This window comes from Candidatus Culexarchaeum yellowstonense (assembly GCF_024707025.1).
Classification (GTDB): domain Archaea; phylum Thermoproteota; class Methanomethylicia; order Culexarchaeales; family Culexarchaeaceae; genus Culexarchaeum.
This window is the reverse complement of sequence record NZ_JANGFQ010000002.1, coordinates 78,672-103,389: the sequence shown is the minus strand read 5'-3', so window position 1 is coordinate 103,389 and position 24,718 is coordinate 78,672. Positions and strand designations below refer to the sequence as shown.

At 38.6% G+C, this 24,718-nt stretch carries 24 protein-coding genes, 3 tRNA genes, 2 rRNA genes and 1 other RNA gene; 10 read left to right on the top strand and 20 right to left on the bottom strand.

The window, feature by feature from the left end; all coding sequences use genetic code 11:
- The first annotated feature begins 1,279 nt into the window (after positions 1-1,279).
- Entirely contained in the window at positions 1,280-1,888 is a 609-nt protein-coding gene (locus MRT15_RS01350; RefSeq protein ID WP_304327182.1) for a helix-turn-helix domain-containing protein, read from the top strand.
- A gap of 18 nt (positions 1,889-1,906) precedes the next feature.
- On the opposite strand, the gene MRT15_RS01345 is transcribed toward MRT15_RS01350, so the two are convergent.
- The 6 genes from MRT15_RS01345 to MRT15_RS01320 form a co-directional block, all read right to left on the bottom strand.
- Positions 1,907-2,338, bottom strand: coding sequence for a hypothetical protein (locus MRT15_RS01345; RefSeq protein ID WP_304327181.1), 432 nt, complete (start codon positions 2,336-2,338; stop codon positions 1,907-1,909).
- Between the two features lie 739 nt (positions 2,339-3,077).
- A complete protein-coding gene (locus MRT15_RS01340) occupies positions 3,078-3,839 on the bottom strand; it encodes a TatD family hydrolase (RefSeq protein ID WP_304327178.1) in 762 nt (253 codons plus the stop codon).
- A gap of 27 nt (positions 3,840-3,866) precedes the next feature.
- Complete coding sequence (locus tag MRT15_RS01335; protein WP_304327175.1) at positions 3,867-4,172, bottom strand: helix-turn-helix domain-containing protein; 306 nt, start codon at positions 4,170-4,172, stop codon at positions 3,867-3,869.
- A gap of 719 nt (positions 4,173-4,891) precedes the next feature.
- Positions 4,892-4,969 (bottom strand) — tRNA-Met (locus MRT15_RS01330).
- A 67-nt stretch (positions 4,970-5,036) separates the two neighbouring features.
- Positions 5,037-6,401 (bottom strand): tRNA(Ile)(2)-agmatinylcytidine synthase, encoded by a 1,365-nt coding sequence (locus tag MRT15_RS01325; protein WP_304327173.1) that lies wholly within the window; start codon positions 6,399-6,401, stop codon positions 5,037-5,039.
- Positions 6,402-6,440: 39 nt separating this feature from the next.
- Positions 6,441-6,683 (bottom strand): Lrp/AsnC ligand binding domain-containing protein, encoded by a 243-nt coding sequence (locus MRT15_RS01320; protein ID WP_304327171.1) that lies wholly within the window; start codon positions 6,681-6,683, stop codon positions 6,441-6,443.
- Between the two features lie 81 nt (positions 6,684-6,764).
- On the opposite strand from MRT15_RS01320, the gene MRT15_RS01315 reads away from it, so the two are divergent.
- Positions 6,765-7,298: a DUF367 family protein gene (locus MRT15_RS01315; protein ID WP_304327169.1), complete on the top strand. Its 534-nt coding sequence runs from the start codon at positions 6,765-6,767 to the stop codon at positions 7,296-7,298.
- Positions 7,299-7,301: 3 nt separating this feature from the next.
- Here the strand turns inward: MRT15_RS01315 and rnpB are convergent.
- From rnpB to pyrH, 4 genes are all read right to left on the bottom strand, one after another.
- An RNA gene (gene rnpB / locus MRT15_RS01310) (RNase P RNA component) lies at positions 7,302-7,625 on the bottom strand.
- Positions 7,626-7,674: 49 nt separating this feature from the next.
- A 23S ribosomal RNA gene (locus MRT15_RS01305) occupies positions 7,675-10,752 on the bottom strand.
- A 143-nt stretch (positions 10,753-10,895) separates the two neighbouring features.
- Positions 10,896-12,397: ribosomal RNA gene (locus MRT15_RS01300) — 16S ribosomal RNA — on the bottom strand.
- Together the 16S and 23S rRNA genes form the textbook arrangement of a ribosomal RNA operon.
- Positions 12,398-12,608: 211 nt before the next feature.
- Positions 12,609-13,391, bottom strand: a complete 783-nt coding sequence (pyrH, locus tag MRT15_RS01295) for a UMP kinase (RefSeq protein ID WP_304327167.1) — start codon at positions 13,389-13,391, stop codon at positions 12,609-12,611.
- A gap of 25 nt (positions 13,392-13,416) precedes the next feature.
- Here pyrH and prf1 point away from each other — a divergent pair, with 25 nt between their 5' ends.
- From prf1 to MRT15_RS01280, 3 genes are all read left to right on the top strand, one after another.
- Complete coding sequence (gene prf1, locus MRT15_RS01290) at positions 13,417-14,688, top strand: peptide chain release factor aRF-1 (protein WP_304327165.1); 1,272 nt, start codon at positions 13,417-13,419, stop codon at positions 14,686-14,688.
- 94 nt (positions 14,689-14,782) lie between these two features.
- A tRNA-His gene (locus MRT15_RS01285) sits at positions 14,783-14,856 on the top strand.
- Positions 14,857-14,916: 60 nt separating this feature from the next.
- Positions 14,917-14,993 (top strand) — tRNA-Ala (locus MRT15_RS01280).
- Between the two features lie 17 nt (positions 14,994-15,010).
- Here MRT15_RS01280 and MRT15_RS12510 read toward each other — a convergent pair.
- Positions 15,011-15,175, bottom strand: a complete 165-nt coding sequence (locus MRT15_RS12510) for a 50S ribosomal protein L37e (RefSeq protein WP_369684929.1) — start codon at positions 15,173-15,175, stop codon at positions 15,011-15,013.
- A 9-nt stretch (positions 15,176-15,184) separates the two neighbouring features.
- Positions 15,185-15,412: an LSm family protein gene (locus MRT15_RS01275; protein ID WP_304327163.1), complete on the bottom strand. Its 228-nt coding sequence runs from the start codon at positions 15,410-15,412 to the stop codon at positions 15,185-15,187.
- 103 nt (positions 15,413-15,515) lie between these two features.
- On the opposite strand from MRT15_RS01275, the gene MRT15_RS01270 reads away from it, so the two are divergent.
- Positions 15,516-16,046, top strand: a complete 531-nt coding sequence (locus tag MRT15_RS01270) for a DUF1947 domain-containing protein (RefSeq protein WP_304327161.1) — start codon at positions 15,516-15,518, stop codon at positions 16,044-16,046.
- A gap of 6 nt (positions 16,047-16,052) precedes the next feature.
- Here the strand turns inward: MRT15_RS01270 and MRT15_RS01265 are convergent, their stop codons facing one another.
- Together MRT15_RS01265 and psmB are read right to left on the bottom strand one after the other, a co-directional pair.
- Positions 16,053-17,966 carry a beta-CASP ribonuclease aCPSF1 gene (locus MRT15_RS01265; protein ID WP_304327159.1) on the bottom strand — a complete coding sequence of 638 codons (1,914 nt, stop codon included), beginning with the start codon at positions 17,964-17,966 and terminating at the stop codon, positions 16,053-16,055.
- Between the two features lie 19 nt (positions 17,967-17,985).
- Positions 17,986-18,648, bottom strand: coding sequence for an archaeal proteasome endopeptidase complex subunit beta (gene psmB / locus MRT15_RS01260; protein WP_304327158.1), 663 nt, complete (start codon positions 18,646-18,648; stop codon positions 17,986-17,988).
- Between the two features lie 140 nt (positions 18,649-18,788).
- Here psmB and MRT15_RS01255 point away from each other — a divergent pair, with 140 nt between their 5' ends.
- Positions 18,789-19,856: an NAD(P)-dependent glycerol-1-phosphate dehydrogenase gene (locus MRT15_RS01255; protein ID WP_369684928.1), complete on the top strand. Its 1,068-nt coding sequence runs from the start codon at positions 18,789-18,791 to the stop codon at positions 19,854-19,856.
- Positions 19,825-20,295 carry a UPF0179 family protein gene (locus MRT15_RS01250; protein ID WP_304327154.1) on the top strand — a complete coding sequence of 157 codons (471 nt, stop codon included), beginning with the start codon at positions 19,825-19,827 and terminating at the stop codon, positions 20,293-20,295. The genes MRT15_RS01255 and MRT15_RS01250 overlap by 32 nt, the downstream gene beginning before the upstream one ends.
- Before the next feature lie 2 nt (positions 20,296-20,297).
- Here the strand turns inward: MRT15_RS01250 and MRT15_RS01245 are convergent, their stop codons facing one another.
- Complete coding sequence (locus tag MRT15_RS01245) at positions 20,298-21,002, bottom strand: peptidylprolyl isomerase (RefSeq protein WP_304327153.1); 705 nt, start codon at positions 21,000-21,002, stop codon at positions 20,298-20,300.
- Between the two features lie 73 nt (positions 21,003-21,075).
- Between MRT15_RS01245 and MRT15_RS01240 the strand changes: the two genes are divergently transcribed.
- A complete protein-coding gene (locus tag MRT15_RS01240) occupies positions 21,076-21,294 on the top strand; it encodes a HypC/HybG/HupF family hydrogenase formation chaperone (protein ID WP_369684927.1) in 219 nt (72 codons plus the stop codon).
- Between the two features lie 77 nt (positions 21,295-21,371).
- On the opposite strand, the gene MRT15_RS01235 is transcribed toward MRT15_RS01240, so the two are convergent.
- Both MRT15_RS01235 and MRT15_RS01230 read right to left on the bottom strand, forming a co-directional pair.
- The gene (locus MRT15_RS01235; RefSeq protein WP_304327148.1) at positions 21,372-21,914 is read right to left on the bottom strand and encodes a nicotinamide-nucleotide adenylyltransferase; all 543 of its coding nucleotides are present in this window, start codon (positions 21,912-21,914) and stop codon (positions 21,372-21,374) included.
- 16 nt (positions 21,915-21,930) lie between these two features.
- Positions 21,931-22,221 carry an RNA repair domain-containing protein gene (locus MRT15_RS01230; RefSeq protein ID WP_304327146.1) on the bottom strand — a complete coding sequence of 97 codons (291 nt, stop codon included), beginning with the start codon at positions 22,219-22,221 and terminating at the stop codon, positions 21,931-21,933.
- 70 nt (positions 22,222-22,291) lie between these two features.
- On the opposite strand from MRT15_RS01230, the gene MRT15_RS01225 reads away from it, so the two are divergent.
- The gene (locus MRT15_RS01225) at positions 22,292-22,885 is read left to right on the top strand and encodes an adenylate kinase family protein (protein ID WP_304327144.1); all 594 of its coding nucleotides are present in this window, start codon (positions 22,292-22,294) and stop codon (positions 22,883-22,885) included.
- Here MRT15_RS01225 and MRT15_RS01220 read toward each other — a convergent pair.
- The 3 genes from MRT15_RS01220 to MRT15_RS01210 are packed head-to-tail and all read right to left on the bottom strand — an operon-like array spanning position 22,874 to position 24,706.
- Positions 22,874-23,107, bottom strand: a complete 234-nt coding sequence (locus MRT15_RS01220; RefSeq protein ID WP_304327142.1) for a hypothetical protein — start codon at positions 23,105-23,107, stop codon at positions 22,874-22,876. The genes MRT15_RS01225 and MRT15_RS01220 overlap by 12 nt on opposite strands.
- 29 nt (positions 23,108-23,136) lie before the next feature.
- Positions 23,137-23,883, bottom strand: a complete 747-nt coding sequence (locus tag MRT15_RS01215) for a hypothetical protein (protein ID WP_304327140.1) — start codon at positions 23,881-23,883, stop codon at positions 23,137-23,139.
- Complete coding sequence (locus MRT15_RS01210; protein ID WP_304327138.1) at positions 23,870-24,706, bottom strand: hypothetical protein; 837 nt, start codon at positions 24,704-24,706, stop codon at positions 23,870-23,872. Before MRT15_RS01210 ends, MRT15_RS01215 begins: the two co-directional genes overlap by 14 nt.
- Between the last annotated feature and the right edge of the window lie 12 nt (positions 24,707-24,718).

Below are 24,718 nucleotides of genomic sequence, written 5' to 3'. Positions count from 1 at the left end.
TTAGTTGCGTCTAAGTAAACTAAAAAATCATCATATCAATTTTAATATTTCAACCTTAATTTGGAAACAGTATCTAGAAGCCTTCTTAATAGGCATATTACTGACATAAACCCTGGAGTTATTTTCTAAGTATATTTTAATAGTTGAGCCAAGAAAGTTCTTCGACATGATCAAATACTCATCCTAGACATTTAAATAAAAATCTTATTGAGCTTGACTTATGAATTAATTAGGAATTCCTGAAGATTTCATTAAATTTTAACCAAGTACTTCAGAAATGTACATGCATACACACATACCCCCTGAAATTTCCAAGAATGCATAATTAAGCAAAGTTTGGCTATGCATATCATTATGAAGTTAAGTATAGCAACATCATTACTAAAAACTTCAGCCAAGGGAGACTTAGATCGTCATTCTTCATATTTACTATACAAAATAATGTTTAAAAAGTGGCTTAGAAGAGAGAAGTTGAGAATGAATGCATTAAAATCAAAATTTTTATTATAAGATTTAACTTGAATCAGGCATACATTATTGATCAGTTATTACACCAATTCATATCTGGGGTGGTTCCAGATCACAATATAAAAATCATTATAGAATAGAGGACCATAAATAGTGAAACACTGTTATAAAAGAAAGATCATTGAAAACGTGAAGGAAAGTTGTTATCATTCTCTAACTTTAGTAAAGTAAATGTTTTGAAGTTTTAGAATAAAATTTTTAATAATATCAAAAGTTAAATTAAGATACGCTTTATACCTACAAGACTTTCTATTAATATCTACGAGGCTGTACCAGCATTTAATATTAAAAGTATTAAAAGGATGTTAAATTATGAAAGTTAAGAATACAGCAGAAAAGAGTGCCAGGGTAATTGAAGATGTCAACGCATGATTAACATACTAATCTCCAAGCATGTTTTTTAGAGTTATTGAGTAGTATTTTAAACGGTATAACATAGTGGATGTTGTGGTAAAGTTCAAGATGTTATATATGATCAGCAGTAAATATACCACAAATAAGTGACAGTCACATATGTTGTATCACATTCATGTGACGATCATATCTGAAGACCATAAATTTATGTTAATTAAATTAGAGGGAGATACTGGTAGATGATGATTGATAGGGGGAATCCAATAAAAATTCACATAATAGTTATTTTTAGTTACCCAGAATATTGAAGTAGAATAGGATATATTGTGATGAATGTAACGTTTCATCCAAAAGAGCTTTAAATAAGAAGTGATATAAAAATCATATAGATGTAAATATGAGTGAAGAACACCAAAAAAGAGAAAGTACAAACAGTATTGAAGAATCCTACAAGGAAATTATAGCCTATTTAGAATTAATTAACAGAAAATTTTCAAGGATAAGGATGCTAGAAGAGAGACTTGAGAACTTGGAAGAAAATTTAAACATTATAATTAGTAGGATGCGCAGAATAGAGGATATGTTACGTGATTACATTGGTGCTTATGAGGAAAGGAGTAGAGGACCTGCTATATCCATACGCCCAAAGAGTTATAGTGAAAAACCGATCATTGAAAAATCAAGGGAAACCGTCGAAGAAATAAAGGAGAAGAAAATAGCGACGCCTACAAAAGAAGAGAAAACCGGTGAAGAAATAATAAATAAAATAAATACTTTAACCGAAACCGAAAAACAAATAATAAGCATACTTGCAAAAAACCCCGATATCAGAGGTGGAACAGCACTAGCTAGACGTATAGGAAAAACCAGGGAGCATGTAAGTAGACTTTTGAAAAAACTTGCAGATGAAGGCATATTGATAAGGGATGAAAAAAGCTGGCCATACAAGTATATAGTCCCTGATAAAATAAAACAGTATATTATAGTAGATAATGATGTGAAATAGTGACTTTAAATCACATAATCACATAGAATTTGATGCTTCAAGAGAAATACGGTACATACGGTTTATTCTAGACCCTTTACATGATAAAATCCCTGAGCGATTTAATCTTGATAAGTAAGATGAAACAGTATTCAAAGGTAATCGTTCCCCATAATACCTATAGTATGCGTCAACAACATCCTTCGTAGTAAACCAACGATCTTTAAACTCTTTCTCCAGCAATATTATCAGCGACTCTTTGATACTATTCCTTTTATGTGATATGTTAACATCTGTGATTTCATTTTGAGAATAATTATCACTAGGAAGCCCTGTCAACTCAATCAATTCAACCAATTGCTTTATTTTCTCAACATCGAAGGATCCTTCAATAGAGATCGTGATTTTATTACCGTCAGGAGACGTATACTGCAATAACCATTTCCCTCCCTTCCTTGAACCATGCACCAATGTTATACACCTCCAAACATGCTGAGCTAATAGAAATGAAGAAACATTAATATATGGAAAGTAAGGGAAATATAAAAGTTACTTTTCTGTAATCAGTGTTTGCGTCAGTATGAATATAATTAAAAGATAAATATAATCACGCTTTTTGAAAAATAAAGTTTTTCTGCCAAAAAATCGGTATTAAATTATTTCAGAAAACCAAATAGAGTTTAAATAGTATTTTTTCCCTTTTTTTCAAAATTCCATTGGAAATTATGGGGTTCGACTGTTGACATCCAATTATTAGAAATATTCAAAAAGATGGAGAGCATATTAGGATAAAAATTGATAAAATTTAAGGAAGATATCACCATTAAATCCTAGGTAAAGTGGATAGCAAATAACTTTGACTAAACAGTGAACTATTAACAAACTGATTTGGTTAAAGCAAATGTTGTAACCTAGATCTATAAAATCAAAAAATATTTTTGGTGATGATGTCAGTTAACATTAACTTCATTATGAGCATTTTATTTCATGATGCTTATGATAGAAAAATTTATATATTGAAATTGAAACATCTGTGAACATTACAATCATAGTTCATCATGTATAGAACATAAACTACTACATTAAAGCCTTTTTGATAAGTAAATGTATCCATATGGAACTATGAATCTAATGAGAAAATTGAAGCGAATGGTGAATCGCCATCATGAATTTTATCATGGTCTATGATTCCATATGGAACCATAAACCATCAAAGAAGTATGTTAAAGAAAGAAAGAGCGTTCTGTGTAGTGATCTCAGAAACTAATTCGATGTTTATATTTTTTAACTCGGAAATCATTTTTGCTGAGTAAATTAAATTGGCAGGTTCGTTTCTCTGGTTGGCATAAGGTGAGAGGACAGGCGCATCGCTTTCTAGCATAATAGATTCTAATGGAATATTTTTAACTAGTTGCTGTTTTTGTGAGGACCTTACTATTGATGGAGGAATAGAAAAGAAGAAACCATTTTCTACAGCTTTTTTAGCCCAACTTATTTTACCATCAAATGCATGTAAAATTACCCTTTTTACATTTTCACTTATAAGGAGCTCTATAGCATCATCTCCCGCATTTCTTGAATGAACTATGATGGGTAAATTAACCTTCTTAGCAAAGGCTATCCATGAAATAAAAATTTCTTTTTGCTTATTTCTCAATGAAGAATCACGTATATAGTAATAATCTAGACCTACTTCACCTATACCTATGATTACATCAAGATTGTTGACTATAAAAGATTGATATTCTGTCAAAGTATTAATGTCAAAATTTGTGGAATCCCAGCCGCATGTCAAGAAGAGGAAATTCTTATGGGAATTCATCAATTTTATAGTTTTCATCGCTTCATCTTTTGAAAAAGCACAAGATATTATGGCAATAACATTGGATTTCTTCGCTCTCATGAGGACTTCTTCACGATCATTATCAAAACACTCATCCATGATATGGCAATGCACATCAACAAACCTCATAATCAACACCAACTAAAAATTAGGACATCAAATTCTTGAAAAGAGATCCCTAACCTGCTTTAATATGAATCTAAAGAATTCTTGCGTTTGTAACGGTCTAAGGCGGTATGCAGCTACTATTATCCTTGCAAATATTTCATCAGATGGCAGGTCCTTTCTTTCAGTTCTTCCTACATACCGATATATTTGGGCACGGGTTATTCCAATTTCTTTTGCGGCCTTTGAAATATTACCACCACAAGCATCGATAACTAAGTTGAGTAATTTTACTCTTTCATTTAATGGAACGAATTGTGCCAGTTTTTGTGCTCTTTCAATGTCAATATACGACAAGGGGGCACCCCTTAATTTCTATTGGAAAATACTCTGATTAATTACTTTTGGTTTATATGTTGAATAAATACTCTATTAGTTAAAAGGTTTAATTAATATATAATGCTTTTTATAAAGAATGTTAGATATTTTAGTCAAAAATATTCGAAACATTAAATTTACAACTTTTTCAAGAATATCAACTTTTATTTCCAGTGGAAAAAGAGGGGCCGCTCTTAGAGCAAAAAAGACCTGAGTAAGTATTCCGGGTAAACATGTTAATGCTCTTGGTATGCTCTCAAAAATTATATAAAGTATGGGGTTTCAGTGGTGTAAAAAGGAGGAGGATTGCTCATGTATTCAAAGCAGGACCTGAACCTTATGTTTGCGATTCATGTATTCGACTGCTTTACACTTTAAGTAGATTCAGATTTTACTTTGTAAAGCTAGGTCCTGAAAAATAAGCTACGATCAAAGCTAAGTATGTCATCAATTTGCTTCAAAATATATTCATAATTTTCATCTTTCCATATTAAAAATGCACGATCAAGTTCTCGTGTAATTTGGCTTTCTTAGGTATTAACCGAAAGTCTTGTAGGTATAAGTGTAGATCGTATATTTGTATGATTCTATTCCAGTGGTTACATCTACAATATGGAAAGAAGTCTTACATTGCGACTATGTATAGTGTAAGAATTCCGTTTTAGAGAAGCTTCAATACGATTTGCATTATATGTACTTGGTAGCGGGGGGTGGATTTGAACCACCGACCTCGGGGTTATGAGCCCCGCGGCATAACCTGGCTAGCCCACCCCGCTTTTAATCTATTTTTCTAATGTTGCTTTTCTGGGCAATAAGTTTTACTATTCTATTCCCCCTTATTTATTAGTTAATGTTAGCGTGAAGGGTTTCACTCCAATACCAATTTTTTATCATTTTTTGCTGCGAATTATTTACTCTTTCATTCGTATATCTTATTAATGGTTTTGTTAAATGTCTATGTGATCGTGGTGGTGGTAGATAAATTCCTTCGTAGATGTTTCTCAAAACAACTTCTTCTTCCTTCCTTAAATTTATACCAGCCTTATATTTGCATTTCTCACATTCGAATCCTTTGTTTTTTCCTTCACTTTTCATAGTTGCTCCACATACGGGGCATTTTGGATTTCTTTTCCTAACGATTTTTTCTAATTTTTTTACATACAGTTTTTCCACATTTATTGTTAAAGTATTGTTATGTTCTTTTACAACTCCGTAGACTTTTATTATATCTCCACATTGTAGTTGCATAGCCATCTTTTTAAGTCGTTTGGTAGGTTCATAAATTGCGCATTCAATAGTGTCATTACATTCATCTGTTATGGTTAGTATTAAGTGGCCTCCTTTTATTATTTTTGGTGGGCTAGAGATTTTACCTAGTAGCTTTACAGCGTCATAGCACTTTAATTCTTTGATTCTTTTTATATCCATGTAGTGCATATCTGTGCCTTGGTTTGTTTTGTAAATCACCCATCTTTCTATAGGCTCATATACTTTTATTTTTTGGAATGCAGTTAGCAGGATTTCTGGGCTCTCTCCTCTTATTCCAAATAATACTGGGTCAGGTCCTCTTGGAGTAATTAATATTCTATTTTTCTCGTAATCTATATTGTTAAATGTATAGGGGGATGTTAATTTATCCATTTCATATACGCTTTTTTCATCTATTTCCCTCTTTTTCCCATAATTCTCTTTCCTCCTATAAGCTAAGAGTTCGAATGTGTAATCCCCCTCGTCAAGTGTCAACCCTATTGCGCTTATTGCTCCTATAATGCCCCTTTTCTTATCATTGAGTGTGAACAATTTTAGATTACTTCTTTCTGCAATTTTTACTGCTTGATCTATATCTATTACTCTTCTTACACTCTCATATGCAAATTCTTTTAAAAAAATTGGTACTTCTCCTTTTAAGAATGCTATTGTCGGTTCTGTATTTTCATCTATATATGCATTTTCTAAAACTTTTTTGATAACCTCTTCTTCAATTTTTGTTACTTCATCATATGTGACCTCTATTCTCAATGCTATAGCTCCGTTACCTCTAGTTTTCCAAGGTATGTTTGGGTTTAACCTTATCAAGTTTGGGTAATCTAGAAATTTGACTTTTCCATTTTTTAAAAGTTCTTCAATTACTAATGCTCCTACATATGTTGTACATCCACCACTGAGTGAATCTGTATCATCGATTCCTATATGCATCTTTATGTGCATAAATAACATTAAAAAGTGGAGGGTGTTTTGCTAAATATTTTATTTTTTTCCTGCCTCAACAACGATCATAGTCAACGTCGATCGTACTTTACTCATTTTCCTTATTTTTAGTGTTATTATTTCCTTTAGCTTATCTATATTTTCTGCTCTGACCTTTGCAATAATGTCATATACACCATAGATTACATACGCTTCTTCTACTCCTTCAATTTGTATAATTTCTTTTGCAACTTCTCTTTCAGCACCAATTTCAGTATTTATAAGTACAAATGCCATACTCATAATATTCTCCTTCTTAATTTATTACGAAACTAAAATTTAAGCTTTAGCAAATGAACTTATATTTTGATGGTGTCTTCTTCAATGGTTAATGAGCTACCTCCTTTATACGTTTGGCATTTGCATGAATGCGATCCTCATAAATGTACTTCAATAAAACTAAAAAAGCATGGTTTTGTCAAGTTTATTCCATCTCTGAAGTATGCAAATAAATCTTCTATAGTTTTAAACCCTTTATCAAATAAAGTATTAAGTGTAACTGATAAATCGATGGTGGAAAAGTGGGGTTTAGTTGTCATAGACTGTTCGTGGAAAGATACTACTATTTTGGACAAATTTAAAAACATTAATATGGGAAGAAGATTGCCTTTATTTTTTGCTGCCAATCCAACTAATTATGCGAAACCATATATTTTAAGTAGCGTTGAAGCATTTGCATCTGCTTTAATAATAATAGGGAAATTGAATCTTGCCGTAAGATTGTTATCTCTTTTTAAATGGGGTGAAACCTTCCTCTCCCTAAATAAATTGTTAATAGATTCTTATCTGAAAGCAAGAGATGAATTTGAAATTAGAAGAATTGAAGAAGAGTTCTATCGACATTACATAATTAAGTAGGGGGTGTGTGGTGGTAGCCCACCTTTTGTTTTAGCAGGATTCGTCTAAGCGGCCTACCCGAGCCTCATGTGGCCCTCATAGGCTCCTTTTTGGCCTTACCCCCGCAAGCTGGCCGTTGCAACCAATCTTCCAGCCTCATCAATAGCTTGCTCGGCCTTTTACAAGGCCTATGCTACATCATCTTCATCTAGCTGGAAGGGGTGTCGTTTCTGTGCCACGCTAGGATTCTCATCCTACCCCTATAAGTGGGGTTGCGGTGCCACAATGGGGGTGGGCTTCCTCAGGCAAGGAGTGTACTCCTTGCCCGGCGCCTGCTCCACCACTCACCCCCCACATTGCCATGCATAGTTGGGAATATCGTTTGGCATATTTTGCAAGTTATGCCACCTCGGGTTATTGGGAGTGGCGGGCTGAGTGCCTCGACCTTTCGGTCTTGGCACGTACACCCCCACCCCATCAACGGGATCTTCTATCCCCACCCTCGTCTCCAGCAGGGTATAGTCGCCTATACCCTCGCTGGAGAATGGCCGCCTATTTTCGGGGAGGGCTTCCCGCTTAGATGCTTTCAGCGGTTATCCCCCGTGGCGTGGCTGCCCGGCGCTGCCTTGTCAGACAACCGGTACACCAGAGGCCACGGCGCCCCGTTCCTCTCGTACTAGGGGCACCTTCCCCTCAGGCGGCCAGCACCCCCAGTAGATAGAGCCCGACCTGTCTCACGACGGTCTAAACCCATCTCACGTTCCCCTTTAATGGGCGAGCAGCCCCACCCTTGGGAGCTGCTGCACTCCCAGGATGGGAAGAGACGACGTCTGGGTACCAAACCGCGGGGTCGATGTGAGCTCTCGCCCGCGACGAGCCGGTTACTCCCGGGGTAACTTTTCTGTCATGTCCGGCCCCCACCAAGGGGGGCACGAACGTTCGCTAGGCCCGGGTTTCCCCCCTGTACCCCTTGCGTTCAAGGGTACAGTCAGGCCGGCTTTTGGCCTTGCCCTCTACAGCGGGTTTCTGACCCGCTTGAGCCGACCTTTGGGCGCCTGTGTTACCTTTTCGCAGGCGTGCCGCCCCAGCCGAACTGCCCACCTGCCGTTGTCCCCGACCATAACGGTCGGGTTAGGGGGATAGTTGCGGAAGGGTGGTGTTCCATTGGCGCCTCCATAACCCCCGAAAGGGCTACTTCATAGGCTCCCACCTACGCTATGCATCCACAACCATCCCTCAGCAGCAGGCTGCAGTAAAGCTCCACGGGGTCTTCTCGTCCCACTGGGGGTTGGTGGACTGTGCACCACCAGGTGGGTTCACCGGGTCCTGGGCTGGGACAGTGGGGACCTCGTTGATCCATTCATGCACGCCGGAACTTACCCGGCAAGGCATTTGGCTACCTTAAGAGAGTCAGAGTTACTCCCGGCCTTCGGTGGCGCTTCACCCGGTTGGACCCGGGCTTCACGGACCACCAGTGGCCAGGATTCAGCCCCCGTACACACCCTTACGGGCTAGCGGGGACCTATGTTTTTATTAAACAGTCGGGCCCCCCTGGTCACTGCGACCTGAAGTCCCCAGCTTTAGCTGAAGACTTCAGGCACCCCTTCTCCCGAAGTTACGGGGCCAATTTGCCGAGTTCCCTAGCCCCAGGTTAACCCCGACACGCCTTGGGCTTCTCACCCAGAGACACCAGTGTCGGTTCTAGGTACGAGCATGGGGGATCCTTTCCAGTCCCCTTTTCATGGCCTCCAGGGATCGGCTGAACTGCCAGAGGCAGCTCATCACGCCTTCGTCCGGTTCTCACCATTACGGTTCTCCCCGGACTTCAGCGCTTGAATGGGGCGACGGCCCCACTCAGCCTACCCTGAAGGGTCGGGGACTGGACTTGCGTTGCCGCAAACGTACCCCCATGGCACCGGAATATTAACCGGTTTCCCTTTCGGTGGGTGCGAGTTACGCCCCACCTTAGGATCGGCTAACCCTCGGCTGACGACGCATTGCCGAGGAACCCTGGCCCTTTCGGCGGCCGGGATTCTCACCCGGCTTTGCTGTTACTACCGCCAGGATCTGCAATCCTAGCCGGTCCACTAGGCCTCACGGCCTAGCTTCTGACCAGCTAGGACGCCCTCCTACCGGATCACTCCCCCAATGGGGGAGTGCCCCGAGGTCTCGGCGGCCGATTTAAGCCCCGTTAATTTTCGGGGCCTCCGGCCTCGGCGGGTGAGCTGTTACGCACTCTTTAAAGAATGGCTGCTTCTAAGCCTATCTCCCCGCTGTCTAAGGCCGGAGACGCCCTTCGGGACACTTAATCGGCACTTTGGGGCCTTAACCTCGGTCTGGGTTGTTCCCCTCTCGGCGCTCAGGCTTACCCCGAGCAACCCGTCTCCACCCTTCTACGGCGTTAATGGGTTCGGAGTTTGAAAGGGTGACGGGGTCTTTCGACCCCTGATCACCCAATCAGTGCTCTACCCCATTAACTGCCTCCGGGTGGGCCGGGCTGGGACCCGCTTCGGAGGGAACCAGCTATCACCGGGCTAGATTGGTCTTTTGCCCCTAGGCCCAGGTCATGGGAGTGAGTTGCACGTCAACACCCCTTCGGGCCTCCATCGGGGTTTCCCCCGACTTCACCCTACCCAGGCCTAGATCGCCCGGTTTCTGGTATCATGATTGTGGCTTCGGGCCCTTTCAGACCCCGCCCCTCGCCAGCAATATGCTGGCTGCGGGCAGTCGGTTTCCCTACGCCTTCGGGGTTTACCCCCTTAAACTCGCCACAATCATGAACTCCCTGGCCCGTGTTTCCAGACGGAAGGTATAACCCTGATCATCTTCCCTCGTACTCACCTGTCGCCAGGTTTTCCTTCGGGAAGACTCATTTCTTTCGGGCTATACCCTATGTAGCCACATGGTTTCAGGCTCTTTTCACCCCCCTTCCGGGGTGCTTTTCAGCTTTCCCTCACGGTACTAGTTCGCTATCGGTCTAGGGACGTATTTAGCTTTGGAAGTTGGTGCCTCCCAACTTCCCACGACCAAACCAGGTCGTGGTACTCTGGGCTCAGCTTCTCCCCTGGGGTTACGTGTACGGGGCTGTCACCCTCTACGGCGGGCCATTCCAGGCCACTTCCACTTCCCCCAGTAGGGAGAAATATGCTGAGCCCCATTAACCTTACATCCCTGCTAGGTTATCCCTAGCAGGTTCGATTTGAGCTCTTCCCCTTTCGGTCGCCCCTACTCAGGGAATCTCTGTTGATTTCTCTTCCTCCCCCTACTAAGATGTTTCCGTTCGGGGGGTTCCCCTTCGGGGATCCAAAAAGGATCCCCGAATGACATGGGCTTTTAACCCATGTCAGGAAGTCCCATTCGGAGATCTCCGGTTCAAAGGCTGCATGCGCCTACCCGGAGCATATCGCCGCTTGCCGCGTCCTTCCTCGGCGCCCTAGCCAAGCCATCCACCATGTGGCTTACCCGTGGCATAACTTGCAAAATATGCCAATTAACGTTCCCAACTATGCATGGCGATCATAAGGGTATAACCCCCTTCGCCCTTCATCTGAAGGGGTTCCCCTTCAGATTGCATATTTAATGGACCCAATCCCCACTCATGGCCCCCATTTATAACTTAGGAGGTGATCCGGCCGCAGGTTCCCCTACGGCCACCTTGTTACGACTTCTCCCTCCTCATCGAGCTTAGATTCGCCCTGACCCTTTGCGAGCCAGAGCTCATCTAAGCCCGACTCGGATGGAGCGACGGGCGGTGTGTGCAAGGAGCAGGGACGTATTCACCGCGCGTTGGTGACGCGCGGTTACTAGGGATTCCATGTTCACGAGGGCGAGTTGCAGCCCTCGATCCCAACTGAGGTGGGGTTTATGGGATTACCTTCCCCTTTCGGGGTCGGAACCCATTGTCCCCACCATTGCAGCCCGCGTGTGGCCCGGGGGTTTCGGGGCATACGGACCTGCCGTGGCCCCCTCCTTCCTCCGCCTTAGCGGCGGCAGTCCGTTTAGTGTGCCTTAGCCCTTACTAGGGCTAAGTAGCAACTAAACGTGGGGGTCTTGTTCGTTGCCGGACTTAACCGGACACCTCACGGCACGAACTGGCGACGGCCATGCACCTCCTCTCAGCTCGTCCGGCAAGGTCGTCAGCCTGGCCTTCATCCTGCTGTCGCCCCCGGTAAGGTTCTCGGGGTTGACTCCAATTAAACCGCAGGCTTCACCCCTTGTGGTGCTCCCCCGCCAATTCCTTTAAGTTTCAGCCTTGCGGCCGTACTCCCCAGGCGGCGGGCTTAACGGCTTCCCTGCGGCACTAGGTGGACTCAAGGTCCACCTAACACCTAGCCCGCATCGTTTACGGCCGGGACTACGGGGGTATCTAATCCCCTTCGCTCCCCCGGCTTTCGTCCCTCACCGTCGGGCGCGTTCCAGCTGAGCGCCTTCGCCACTGGTGGTCCTCCTGGGATTATAGGATTTCGCCCCTACCCCAGGAGTACCCTCAGCCTCTCCCGCCCCCTAGCCCGGCAGTATTTTCAGCCTTCCCAGGGTTGAGCCCTGGGCTTTAGCTGAAAACTTACCGGGCCGGCTACGGACGCTTTAGGCCCAATAAACGCCCCGACCACTCGCGGAGCTGGTATTACCGCGGCGGCTGACACCAGACTTGCCCCCCGCTTATTGCCTCCGGCTTTTTACACCGGAGAAAAGCCACCCTCAGCGGGTGGCACTGGGGGTGACCACATCGTGCTTTCGCACATTGTGTAGGTTTCGCGCCTGCTGCGCCCCGTAGGGCCTGGGCCCTTGTCTCAGTGCCCATCTCCGGGCTCCCGCTCTCACGGCCCGTACCCGTTATAGGCTTGGTGGGCCGTTACCCCACCAACTACCTGATGGGACGTGGCCCCATCCTAGGGCGATGCCAAGAGGCATGTTCTTGGCATCCTTTCGGAGAAGAGGCATTCCAGCACTCTTCTCCTATTGGGGATTATCCCCAGTTTCCCGGGGTTATCCCCATCCCTAGGGTAGGTTAGCCACGTTTTACTGAGCCGTCCGCCGCACCCCAACATTGCCTGGGGTGCTGACTCGCATGGCTTAGTCCCACCCCCATAGCAGTCGGGTCCGGCAGGATCAACCGGGGTTAGTACGGCCGCGCATAACTTAATTTTGTGGGGGGCACTCACGGGGGATTGGGCCCTCTTCAGACCTAAACTGATGAGATTTAGGTCCACATAACTTTACCCACACTTGGAGGCCAACTTTTCATCCAAGGGGATTTCATCCCCCGTCTAGTTGACGCCGCCTTTTTGAGTGTGGGCTAAATATTTTTACTGGTTTTCTAGTATATTTATTTTACTCTTTCATCATGGTATCAGTATTTCCAGGGATTACAAGTGTACCAATATCTTCATTCATGTATGCTCTAGCGATATTGTTTGCATCACTTCCATTTATTATTCTTAAGGGTATTCTGGATCTTTCAATAATGCTTATTGCATGAATATCCACTAATTCATAATATCCTGCCTTTACCTTTTGTTCCCTCAGTATTTCCCTTAATTTATTCGTTGTAACTTTTTTAAGAAGTTTTGCTTCTGGGTGTGTTCTTGGGTCACATGTATATACTCCATCTACGTTAGTTACATTTATAATGAGATCCGCTTTTATAGCTTCTGCAATAGTAGTTGCAACACTTACAGTGGATTGACCTGGCATGAGACCTCCGCAAACTATAATTTTATCCGTTAAACCATCTATGCTCAATATTTCCTCTAACGTTTGAGGAATTTTTTTATACGCGTAGTCCTTAAGTGCAATTACAAATAAAAATGCATTTGCCCTCGTAATCATTATTGCCAGATAATCTTTCTCAAATTCAGAAGCGCCAATAGCCTCAGCAGCATTTATGTAATCCCTAGCATATCTTCCTCCACCTACCACCATTCTTATAATTGCCCCCTTATCATTAAGACTCTTAATTACATCAGTTATCTCTTTAACCTTACCAACATCAATTATACCTTGACGGAATAATATGTGCCCACCAAGCCTTATAACTACTTTTTTACTCATTAAATCAATTTTTAGATAAGAAAATTTATAAAGATTTGGAGTATTCTCTCTATCTTGAATCACTTAAATAGGCAGCTGGTGTACTAAATTGAGCAAACCTAATATGAAAAGTTCAATTGAAGAATACAAGTTCCAAAAACTCATCAAAGAATTGGAAAGTAAAGAAGGTAGAGGAACTGAACTTATTAGTTTATATATCCCTCCTGGCCGTCAAATATCTGACGTAATGAATGCTCTTAAGCAAGAATATTCCCAAGCTAGCAACATAAAAGATAGACGAACTAGACATCATGTACTAGATGCTCTAACATCATGTATGCAAAGATTAAAACTGTTTAAATCAGTTCCAGAAAATGGTCTAATTATATTTTGTGGATACACATCCACCGATGTTCCTGGAAACGAAAGGATGGAAGTGCACATAATTATACCTCCAGAACCAATCAACATATACCTATATCGATGTGACAGCAGATTCTACTTAGATCCTCTCAAAGAGATCCTTAGCGAAAAAGATTTTTACGGCCTAATCGTAATGGATCGAAATGAAGCAACCTTCGCAATTCTAAAGGGTAGACAACTACGTATACTTGACACCATCACTTCTGGAGTTCCTGGAAAACATGACGCTGGAGGGCAATCTCAGAGAAGATATGAGAGAGTTATAGAGCAGATGGCTCATGAGTTTTATAAAAGAATTGCAGAGTACGCAGAAAAACTCTTTCTACATTCAGATGTGGAAATAAAGGGGCTGATTATAGGAGGCCCAGGAAAAACGAAAGAGGACTTCGTAAAAGGGGATTACCTCCATTATACACTAAAATCAAAAATTATAGGTATAATAGACACTGGATACACAGGAGAAGAAGGAATATATGAGCTTATAAATAGAAGCAAAGATATACTGCAAAACATTAAATATATGCATGAGAAAAACGTTGTGCAAGAATTTTTGTCAAATCTGGTAAAAGGCGACAGTCGTATAACATATGGACTTGGCGAAGTAGAAAAACTATTATCCATGAATCTTGTGGAAAAAATCCTTATATCAACAGCCCTTAGTGATTTGGAAAAAATAGTAATGGTATGCCCAAACTGCGGTTATTCAAAGGAGCAAATAATCAATATTACAGATGAGAATAAAGTGCTAAATGAAATATGCCCAAAATGTGGCACCCAAATGAATATAAAGTACAAACAAAATCTTTTAGATGAAATAATTGAAAAAGCAGAAGCAAACAATGTTAAAATAGAATTAATTTCAACCGAAACCGAAGAGGGAGAACAGCTGAGAAAGTCATTCGGAGGCATTGCCGCAATCCTACGCTACAATGTGATGGAACAAACCAATAAAATTTAAAAATAAGCAATTTCCTCACATCACATACTAAACATAAAATATATCGGAAACCTCATATTAAACATTAAACAAGTAGCTAAGTGTAAACAAATTGGCCGCCGTAGCTCAGTCTGGAAGAGCGGCAGGCTGTGGACCTGTAGGTCGCGGGTTCAAATCCCGCCGGCGGCCTCCATAGTATGCATCAAAAATTTAATATTCATCAACATATGCTTATACATTTAGTAGAATGGGCCGGTAGCTCAGTCTGGAAGAGCGTCTGCCTTGCACGCAGGAGGTCGCGGGTTCAAATCCCGCCCGGTCCACCATTTATCAGAGTATACATTTATTTTGAATTCCATGAATACTTTCTCATTTTACTTGAACGGCCAAAACCACAATGTGCACAACGCTTTTTCTTAATGTTATATGAATGATGTCCGCATCTTCTGCACACAATATGCGTCTTTTTACTATTTGCTCTACCAAATGATGTAGTTCCCTTAACCATACAAAACACCTATAATGATACTGGAGATATCAAAATTATATTATCCCCTCTAATTATCAAAGTTCCAAGAGTCTTCGTATTATTCCCTTCAACTTCTTCCGCATTTTCTAGAACCAGATTTAAATGTTGATCAAAGCTTCTAAGTAATCCTCTAATCACTTTTTCCCCTTTCAACTTTACGTATACCATTCCACCCAAGGATTTGGTCAAAACTTCACTTGTCGCAGTCTCGGACATAATACTCCCTCAATATACTTAATATCCTTTTTTAGATATTTAAATTTAAAAATAGCGGTACATTTAATTGGTCGGATCTCTAGTACTGTTTATGAGTGCAACTATGCTAAAAGTTAAAAAAAGATATTTCCTAAGAAACAAGGATGTTAAACTTTTATTAAATAAAATAAAATCTGTGTATCCAAAAATATATGAGCAAATAATGATGGCAAATGGTGATGCGAAAATTGAGTATCTTTCCATAAACGATATTGGCGTGTACGTACTTAACAATAAACCAATATTACTACAAATGAGTGATGATAAGCTTTACCCTACAATAAACATACTCAATAAAATAGGGGAATGTCTACCAAAAATCATCGTGGATCAAGGAGCAATACCACATATAATCAATGGTGCTGACGTAATGGCCCCTGGAATCACTGAGGTCATAGGCGATTTTAAAGAAAATTCCATAGTTCAAATAGTAGAAAAAACTCATAATATAGTCATTGCCATTGGGGAGTCTATATTTTCCTCTGAAATTATACGCAATATGAAGCGTGGAAAAGTTGTGAAAAACGTACATCATGTAAATGACAAAATATGGGAAACATTAAAACAATATTTTCCAAATGAATACAGTAAGTGAACACCACTATTTTAACCTTATAACCTCAAGATTATTTGGAGCATATGCATACACCTTAAAAAGATTAGAAAACGTTTCAGCCAAATTAATCACCTTCTCTTCCTCACCATGGCAAATCAGTACTTTATTCGGCTTTGGCGTTATTCTCTTCATAAATCCCAATAACTGCCGTCTATCACTATGACCTGAAAATCCCTCTATAGAATAAACGTTCATATTGACCTTTATGACTTCGCTCCGACCATCCTCAGAAACTATTGGTATTTCTTTAACGCCACTTAAAACTCTTCTCCCCAATGTCCCTGGAATCTGATATGACACAAATACTATGGAATTTCTTTCATCTGGAGCAAGAAGCTTAAAATATGAAAGTGCAGGTCCGCCAGTAAGCATACCCGAGGTAGCTACTATTATACATGGATCCCCACTCACTATTTCTTCCCTATCAGTTGATGAAGGTAATACGTGGAAATATTCATTTAAAAATGGATTTTTATCATTAATTAAAATATCATCCCGAACCTTTCTTGATAACCCATACGGATGCAACATGTGTATGCTTGTAGCTTCTTGAACCATTCCTTCAATGAACACTGGTACTGGCTTTATGTACCCCATTTCAAATGCTTCATTTAATAAGACTAGTATCTCTTGAGCTCTCCCGACCGAAAGTACTGGTATTAACACTTTACCATTATTATTTATTGTTTTTAATATCACTTCCACTAGCTTAGCTTCGGATTCTATCCTCTGTGGTAATATATCTGTTGGGCCCCCATATGTTCCTTCAATTATCAATGTTTCTACTCTCGGGAAAACATAATTTGCTGGTTCCAAGAGCTTTGTTCTCCCAAACTTAAAATCTCCTGTATAAACTATATTATGCTCTCCCTCACCTATATGTAAATGAACAATAGCCGAACCTAAAACATGCCCTGCATTATAAAATGTTAAACGTATATCTGGAGCTATATCCGTAACTTCACCATATTCTATCGGTATTGTGTGAAGTATTGTCTCCTGTATATCTTGCATTGAGTATGGTGGTTTAATCCCCTCCTTTCCTGCTACTTGTAAATAATCAAGTTGAAGCAGCGTCATCAAATCAAGGGTAGGGGGTGTACAGTATACTGGACCATCATAACCATACTTGAAAAGATAGGGCAAGAAACCACAATGATCTAAATGTGCGTGCGAAATCACTATTGCATCCAGCTTTTCAATGCAAAATTCAGGCAAATCTAGTCTTGGGAAACTTTGAAGCGGATGCGTGGCGCCCGGCTTTACTCCGCAATCAAGTAAAACTGAACTTTCACTTGTTTCTATTAAAATAGCAGAACGTCCAACTTCCCTAAATCCACCCAAACAAATCATCCTTATATCTCCTGATTGAAATATTAATGGTCTATGAATTCTTGATCCTATCTCTCGCAATATCTTTCTCCGAAACTCCCCTTCTTGAAGTCTAAGTTTCGTAACAAATTCACTTACTGTTGACTTCATGGGGGTATCATTAATTAACTTAGGTCTCCACGATGTTGTTACTGTAATTTTTTTAGTAAGGTCCTCACTTTTTGTGGAAAGATAACTTAAACCTTTAACCACTACGTATACTTCACCGAATGTATCATCAAAGAATATGCTTTTCACCTTCACTTTATCTGATATTCCCTCTATTTCCTCGCGAATGTAATCACTTGCTTTTTGCTTATCCATCCTAATACTTGGGTCGCTTCTAACAATTATTCTCTTCTTAATTTCCTTAGCTATCTTCTTCAATACTTCTTCTTCTATCAACAACTCTTGCTTTGCTGTATATAATATAATCTCAGGTCCTTCAAATTCTATCCTTGTTACGCCTGTCTCCAATAGTATATTTTTTATTATAGCTTCCCTTATGCGTAAATTAATATCCTTCATTCCGCTTATCAACTCTTATTTAAACTGATTTGTATACTGCTAATTCCTCACTGCTAATTTCTCTCATCCCATCCCTTGTTATAATGATAATATCATAACCCCCGCCACTTGCAGGATCTCTTTTCATTGCCGATGAAATTGCCCGTGCAACTATTTCTACGGAATCTTTAACTGGCATCCCCTTTTTGAATGAATCTTCTAATATACTTATTGCCATTGGGGATCCAGACCCTGTTGCTGTGTATTTCTCCTCAGTAACTGTTCCGTAAGGGTCTAACGCAAAAAGATGAGGACCACTACTATCATATCCCCCCACTAGTAATTGTACCACATATGGATATACCCTTGAACTTAACAGTATGTTCGAAATTAAGTTTGCAGCTGCCTTTACACTTATTGGCCTATTGTGAATGTACTTGTATAACTTTATGTTTGCACTAGCTATTCCCATTATATTTTGCGCATCCGCTACGACTCCAGCTATAGTTGCCGCTATATGATTATCTAATTTGTATATTTTTTTTACATGTGGATGTGCAACAAAAAATCCAGATGTAGCTCTTCTGTCGGAACCTAAAATCACACCATCCATGCAAACTAACCCTACCGTAGTAGTTCCACTTACGACTATTTTACCATTGTTCTTCATATAGTATCCAACGTTTGTATAGCTGTCATACATTTTCATCCCTCCAAAAAGATTTAATTGATGCAAAACTACAACTAAAGAGAATATGTCTCTAATATTTAAGAATTACCCTCAGCCTATATATTTATCTTCAACTTAAAATTAAATAATGAAATATATGTTAAGGTGATAGATTGAGTATACATAAAATTGCTTTGCCTCAAACAATACTTGTGGGTCCTGGTGCAATAAATAATGTAAACAATATATGCAATGACTTAAAAATGCGCGGGAAATTAATAATATTAACAGGTCCTCACGTTAAAGAAGTAGCTGGAGAACATGTGTATAAAATACTGAACGATAATAACATGGAAAGTGAGCTATACGTTCTAGACGGAAAAAATCCAATTTATGATGTTGAAAATATATCTGAAAGAATAAAAGCATCAAACAATGTTAGTTGCATATTTGGTGTTGGTGGAGGGAAAATTATTGATATAGCCAAATTAATTTCGCTTAAAGTGGGAGTTCCATATATAAGCATTCCCACGGCTGCAAGCCATGATGGTATAGCATCTCCAATAGCATCTATAAAAGCATTCAACGGTAAATACAAACCCTCAATTATGGTGAATCCCCCATTGGCGGTAATTGCTGATTCAAATATTATAATTAAAGCTCCATATAAGCTGTTGGCAAGTGGTTGCGGAGATATTATAGCAAAATTTACAGCCATAAGGGATTGGAGACTAGCCAAGAAACGTGTAAATGAGTATTATGGTGAGTATGCTGCATCACTTGCGCTTATGTCTGCAAGTCTTATAGTAAAACATGCAAAAAAGATTAGAGCATTAAAGGAAGAAAGCGTCCGAACAGTCGTTGAAGCATTAATAAGTTGTGGGGTGGCGATGTGCATTGCTGGAAGTAGCAGACCATGTAGCGGCTCTGAACATCTTTTCAGTCATGCACTTGATATTGTAGCGAAAAAACCAGCGTTACATGGAGAACAATGCGGTGTTGGTACAATAATTATGATGTACTTGCATGGAGGAAACTGGCAACGCATAAAACGAACGTTATCTATTATTGGTGCTCCAACTAATGCTAAAGAGTTGGGTGTTGAAGAGAATGAAATAATAGAAGCCATTATTAAAGCTAAAGAAATACGTAAAGATAGATATACTATTTTAAATGAGAAAAGTTTAGGATGGAGAGAGGCTGAAAATATTGCATCCACCACCGGCATCATCAAAGAATGACATCATAGTAACAGTAGTTAATAGCGAAGTTGCAAAAAAGGGGTATAAGTTTATTTTTGAAAAGAACAATTTGCAGTGTACAGAGTGTATTCTTAAAAAAATTTGCATAAATAAGCTAGAACGAGGAAGAGTATATGAGGTAGTAAACGTTAGAAACAAAGAACATTTCTGCAAATTGTTAAGTGGAAAAGTATCCATCGTAGAAGTTAAATTAGCGTCAATAGAACTCTTCTTGGAACGTAAACTTGCAGTTGAGGGGGTTACCATCACATATACTCCAATTGATTGCTCCACCCCCTGTGCAAACATTATGTACTGTAAGCCATTAGGAGTGTTTAAGAACGATAAAATAAAAATCGAAAAAGTGTTGGAACCCGTTTATTGTAAAAAAGGTAGAGATCTTATCAAAGTTCTATCCTTGCCAATATTGAAAAAATAATTTTACGTTGTTGTTTCTTTTTGTTTAACCTCATATACCTCGATAAATTCAACTTTGCTTACATCTTTAATAAATCGCTGTACATCATTAACTATACCACGCTTCATATATTGCAACCCTTCAAGCAAATATGCATCTTCTGGTATAATTATCCTAATTCTTTCCTCATTTATCTCTACAGTAAACTTTGATATGTCAATTGATGGTATCCGTCTATGTATTAACGATAACACTTTATCCTTAAGGTCTTCTATTTTTTTGACTACATCAACTTCGTAAACTAAAGTTTTGCCTGCTAATGGATGATTTAAATCTATAACCACCCTACCTCCACCTACACTTCTAACGATGGCAATCCCTTCATCTGTTTCAACTCTTATTCCTGGCTTAGGTGTTATGCCTCTACTTGTTAGCTCTTTTGCAGAAATTATCTTTACCTTTGCTGGATCCCTTTGACCAAAAGCATCTTCAGGTTTCAACTCAATAGTCTTTTTCTCTCCAGGTTGCATCAACATGATTTCTTCTTCGACTTTTTTAAATAGCTGGCCTTCACCTAATATCAAAAGAAGAGGTTCATATATTTTATCCTTTTGATATATATTTCCCTTTTTTGCAATATCCTCTATTGTTGTGTCAACAATTTCATCAGTATCTTTTACTTTCACAGTGTAATTCACTAGGACGAAGTCCCCCTTATTCATAGGCATATGTTTTCAACCAATGGAATAAAATGCAAAAATACTTAATTACTTTTTGGTTATACTAGTTATAGATCCGTCTATGTGCTTGGCTGTTCCTGCGAAAATACTAGCTATCCATAATGATAAAGCGATAGCTGATTTTGGTGGCGTTCAAAGAGAGATAATAATAACTTTAGTTAAAGATGACGTAAAGGAGAATGATTATGTACTTGTCCATGCTGGATTTGCAATACAAAAAATAGATGAATCTTCATTTAAAGATATTGTGAATACCTGGAGGACTTTGCTAGAACGTTAAATTATTAAAGGTGTTCCTTAAACTTAAATTCGTGGATGATGAGCTGGCTGAGTGCCTAATTGTGAAAATGACGAAAGTTAAAAGCTCTGACACCCATAATCCTTTGTTGATAAGTCTCTCAATCTCTCCTCTCCTTTCATTGATTTTATATAATCATAAACACCCCTTGGCACATACTTTTTCCAATCCCCTCCACATATAATTAATTTTCTAATATTAGTTCCAGAATAATATTCCCTATTAATGTATGGAATTCCTTCAACTTTAAATCCTTCCTCTTCAAACAATTTCTTCGTTAAAGGGCTATTTGAAAAAACAACATCAAATTTTGGGGTCATGCTTTTCACTTTTGAAACCCATATTGAATGATTATTATTTAAAGTGTCCTCCACTGGTATTATAATGCACTTATTAAGTTCAATACCTTCCTCTTGAAGAGCTAATCTCATCATTTCAATTCTCTCCCCTGCAGTAAATGGGTTATCTAATGTATGGCTTGCCTGCGCGCTACCAATAACTATAATGACCTCTTTGCATTTACTCAAAATATATTTTATACATTCTAAATGTCCATTATGAAATGGTTGAAACCTTCCAACGTATAAACCCCTATTGTACATAACATAATCACATAAATTACTTTAAAACCTTATTTATCTTATATTTTCTGCTTCTCCAGACGACCTTCCCTGTTTTTATATTCCTTATTGCTACAATCCGATGAAATGGAATATAAACAATTTTTTCCTCATCTTCTTTGTATTCGAAACTTTGTTGTCTCACTTTTACTATTGCTTTTGCTGATACACTCTTTAAATCATCTGGGGCCCCTCTATGAATAAAAATGACTTCATAACATTCTCTATTTTCACTAGGATGCCAACATATTCTGTTCAAAACATCTCTTATACTCGTAAACTTAGGCACAATTGAAATTTAACATAGAGAATGTTAAATTTATATTTTTCATTTTCCTATTCCTAGCTGCTGAGCAGTTATGAAAGGGAAAGTAATAATTATTGGAGGATGTCCAGGTACTGGAAAAACCTCGATAAGTCGAAAACTCAGTGAAACTTTAAATGCGCATCATATAGATTTATCTAAATTTGTAATAGATGAAAATTTATTTGAGAGCATTGATCCTGAACGAAATTCTTTCATACCAAACAATAATCTCCTAATAAGTAAACTTCTCCAAAAAATAAATGAAAGTAAAACCCTATTAATCATAGAAGGACATTATGCTGATATAATTCCTCCACAATATGTCCTTAAAGCCTTTGTATTAAGGTTGCACCCCAAAAAGCTAGAAACTGTATTAAGACAAAGAGGATGGGATGATAAGAAGGTTTATGAGAATGTAATGGCAGAATTGCTTGATACTTGCCTTATTAATGCAATAGAACAATATGGCCCCGAAAAAGTTGTAGAAATTGATGTAACTGATAAATGCATCGATGATATAGTAAATGAAATACTTGCGATACTATCAAATCTTAATAATGGTAAACGAAAACATATTAATTGGATCGAAACGTTGGAAAAAGAAGGCATTTTAAATGAATATCTATCAAAATTCTCAACCACCTAATCCTAGAAATGAAACTATTTTATTCCATAAATCGTTTAATGAATTCATAAAATTCTGAGTGTTAAATCCTAAATTCTGAATGACTTTCTGTACACCATCCAATATTCCTAATACCATTGAAAAAACCACTGACATAGTTATCACTGCTAGTGCTATAAGTAGTCCTTCTTCTAATAATGGGGAACCTCTTTTTCTTTTATTATCTTTTGGAAAGTGCCTCACCCCCCTATTTTGAAGATTTCCTATAGTATTTAAATACTAGATATGTTTGGAAGGGAAATGTATAGGAAAATAAAAGTTAGCGCCGAAAGCATTGACAACAAAATACTATGAGAATAAAAAACAGTCCTTGAAACTATGTATGTGTCGTACAGCAATGCTATAAGGAATGAATAGAAAATAAGCGATGATAAAGCATCTATACTGACTAAAGTGGTATTTCCACTAATAATAAATGTTAAAATAAATGGTAAAATTTTTAAGAAAAATGCTAAAACCGCTGATAGAGAAAATGAGAGCACCAATACCTTAATTCTCGTTCTGAATAGTAATGATTCTACATGATTTTTCAATCGAATGGACTCCCTTACATAATCTAATATATCAGGAGAAATAAAATCTGTGAAATATTTTAAGTTGTATGAAATCAGTCTCGAAATCATTCTTAACATTCGTTTACTTTCTTCCATAGAAAAAACATTCGACAAATTCTCAAAAATTTCTTCAATAGAGGATCCTACTGTAATGTTTTGTAGTATTAATTGCCTAATATCATTTTCAGGATATTCTTTTAAAGTAGATAGTAGTGACCACTCTGCACTCCTATCAGTCTTTAAATTATTTATAAATAATGTAATGAATTTTTCAAGTTTAATATTTTCACTTAAACTTTCCATAATATTAACTTTCTTCCTAATCTTTTTCTTTTTTACAAAAAATATAATAGAAATAATGGCTAACGATATTAATAATATTAATGTAACATCATAATTTTTCATGATTTTTCCCTCCCAATGTAATGTAAATATTCGATGATACAATTCTCGACATTACTGTTAAGCTTACAATCTGGAGTAAAATGAATAGTGGTATTACAACATTTATCGGGGAAAATTTACTAAGATATGGGATAGTGAACATCAACGATAATGGGAGTAGCATTCCAATAAATAACAGAAATAAACAATATGCTTCTATTTTGGAAAAAACTTTTTCATACAAATTCAACAAATCTTTTGTTGACATGTAGCCCTTACTTTTATCAGCATTTTTCACATTTACCAACATTTCGTTTAGCAACAGAGTGATGGGCTTCAAATATGCTTCTTCACTTGAAAAATCTTCTGGATCTAATCCATTAATAATGTTTTTAAGTATTACTTCAAAATTAGCCGAAATTATTGGATAACTTTCAGAAGCAACAAAATTTACAGCCTCGAAAATAGAGTTTGTGGATTTATAAATCAACATAATATCCCTAAATACCATGAACTTGTATATATGTATCAAAAAATTGTCTTGATCATATTCCCCGATGATTTCATAATATATTGAGATGTAAATGCAAATGACAGAAAATAAAGTTATCATGAATGAGATCATGATGTCCTTAACAAAATTGATGCTTAAAAACAGTACTACTATCGAAATTATTAGTAAAGAAACTATTATGTTTGCGTAAACATCTTCTGATGTCACCTCAATTTTTCCGTATTTATTTTTCAAGAAATCAATAGAATCACTGAATAGTTGAGGAACACATTTTTTTAATAATTTTTTGAAAAATGGTAATCGAAATGATGAAAAAACCTTAAAAAACATTGGTTTCCCTCC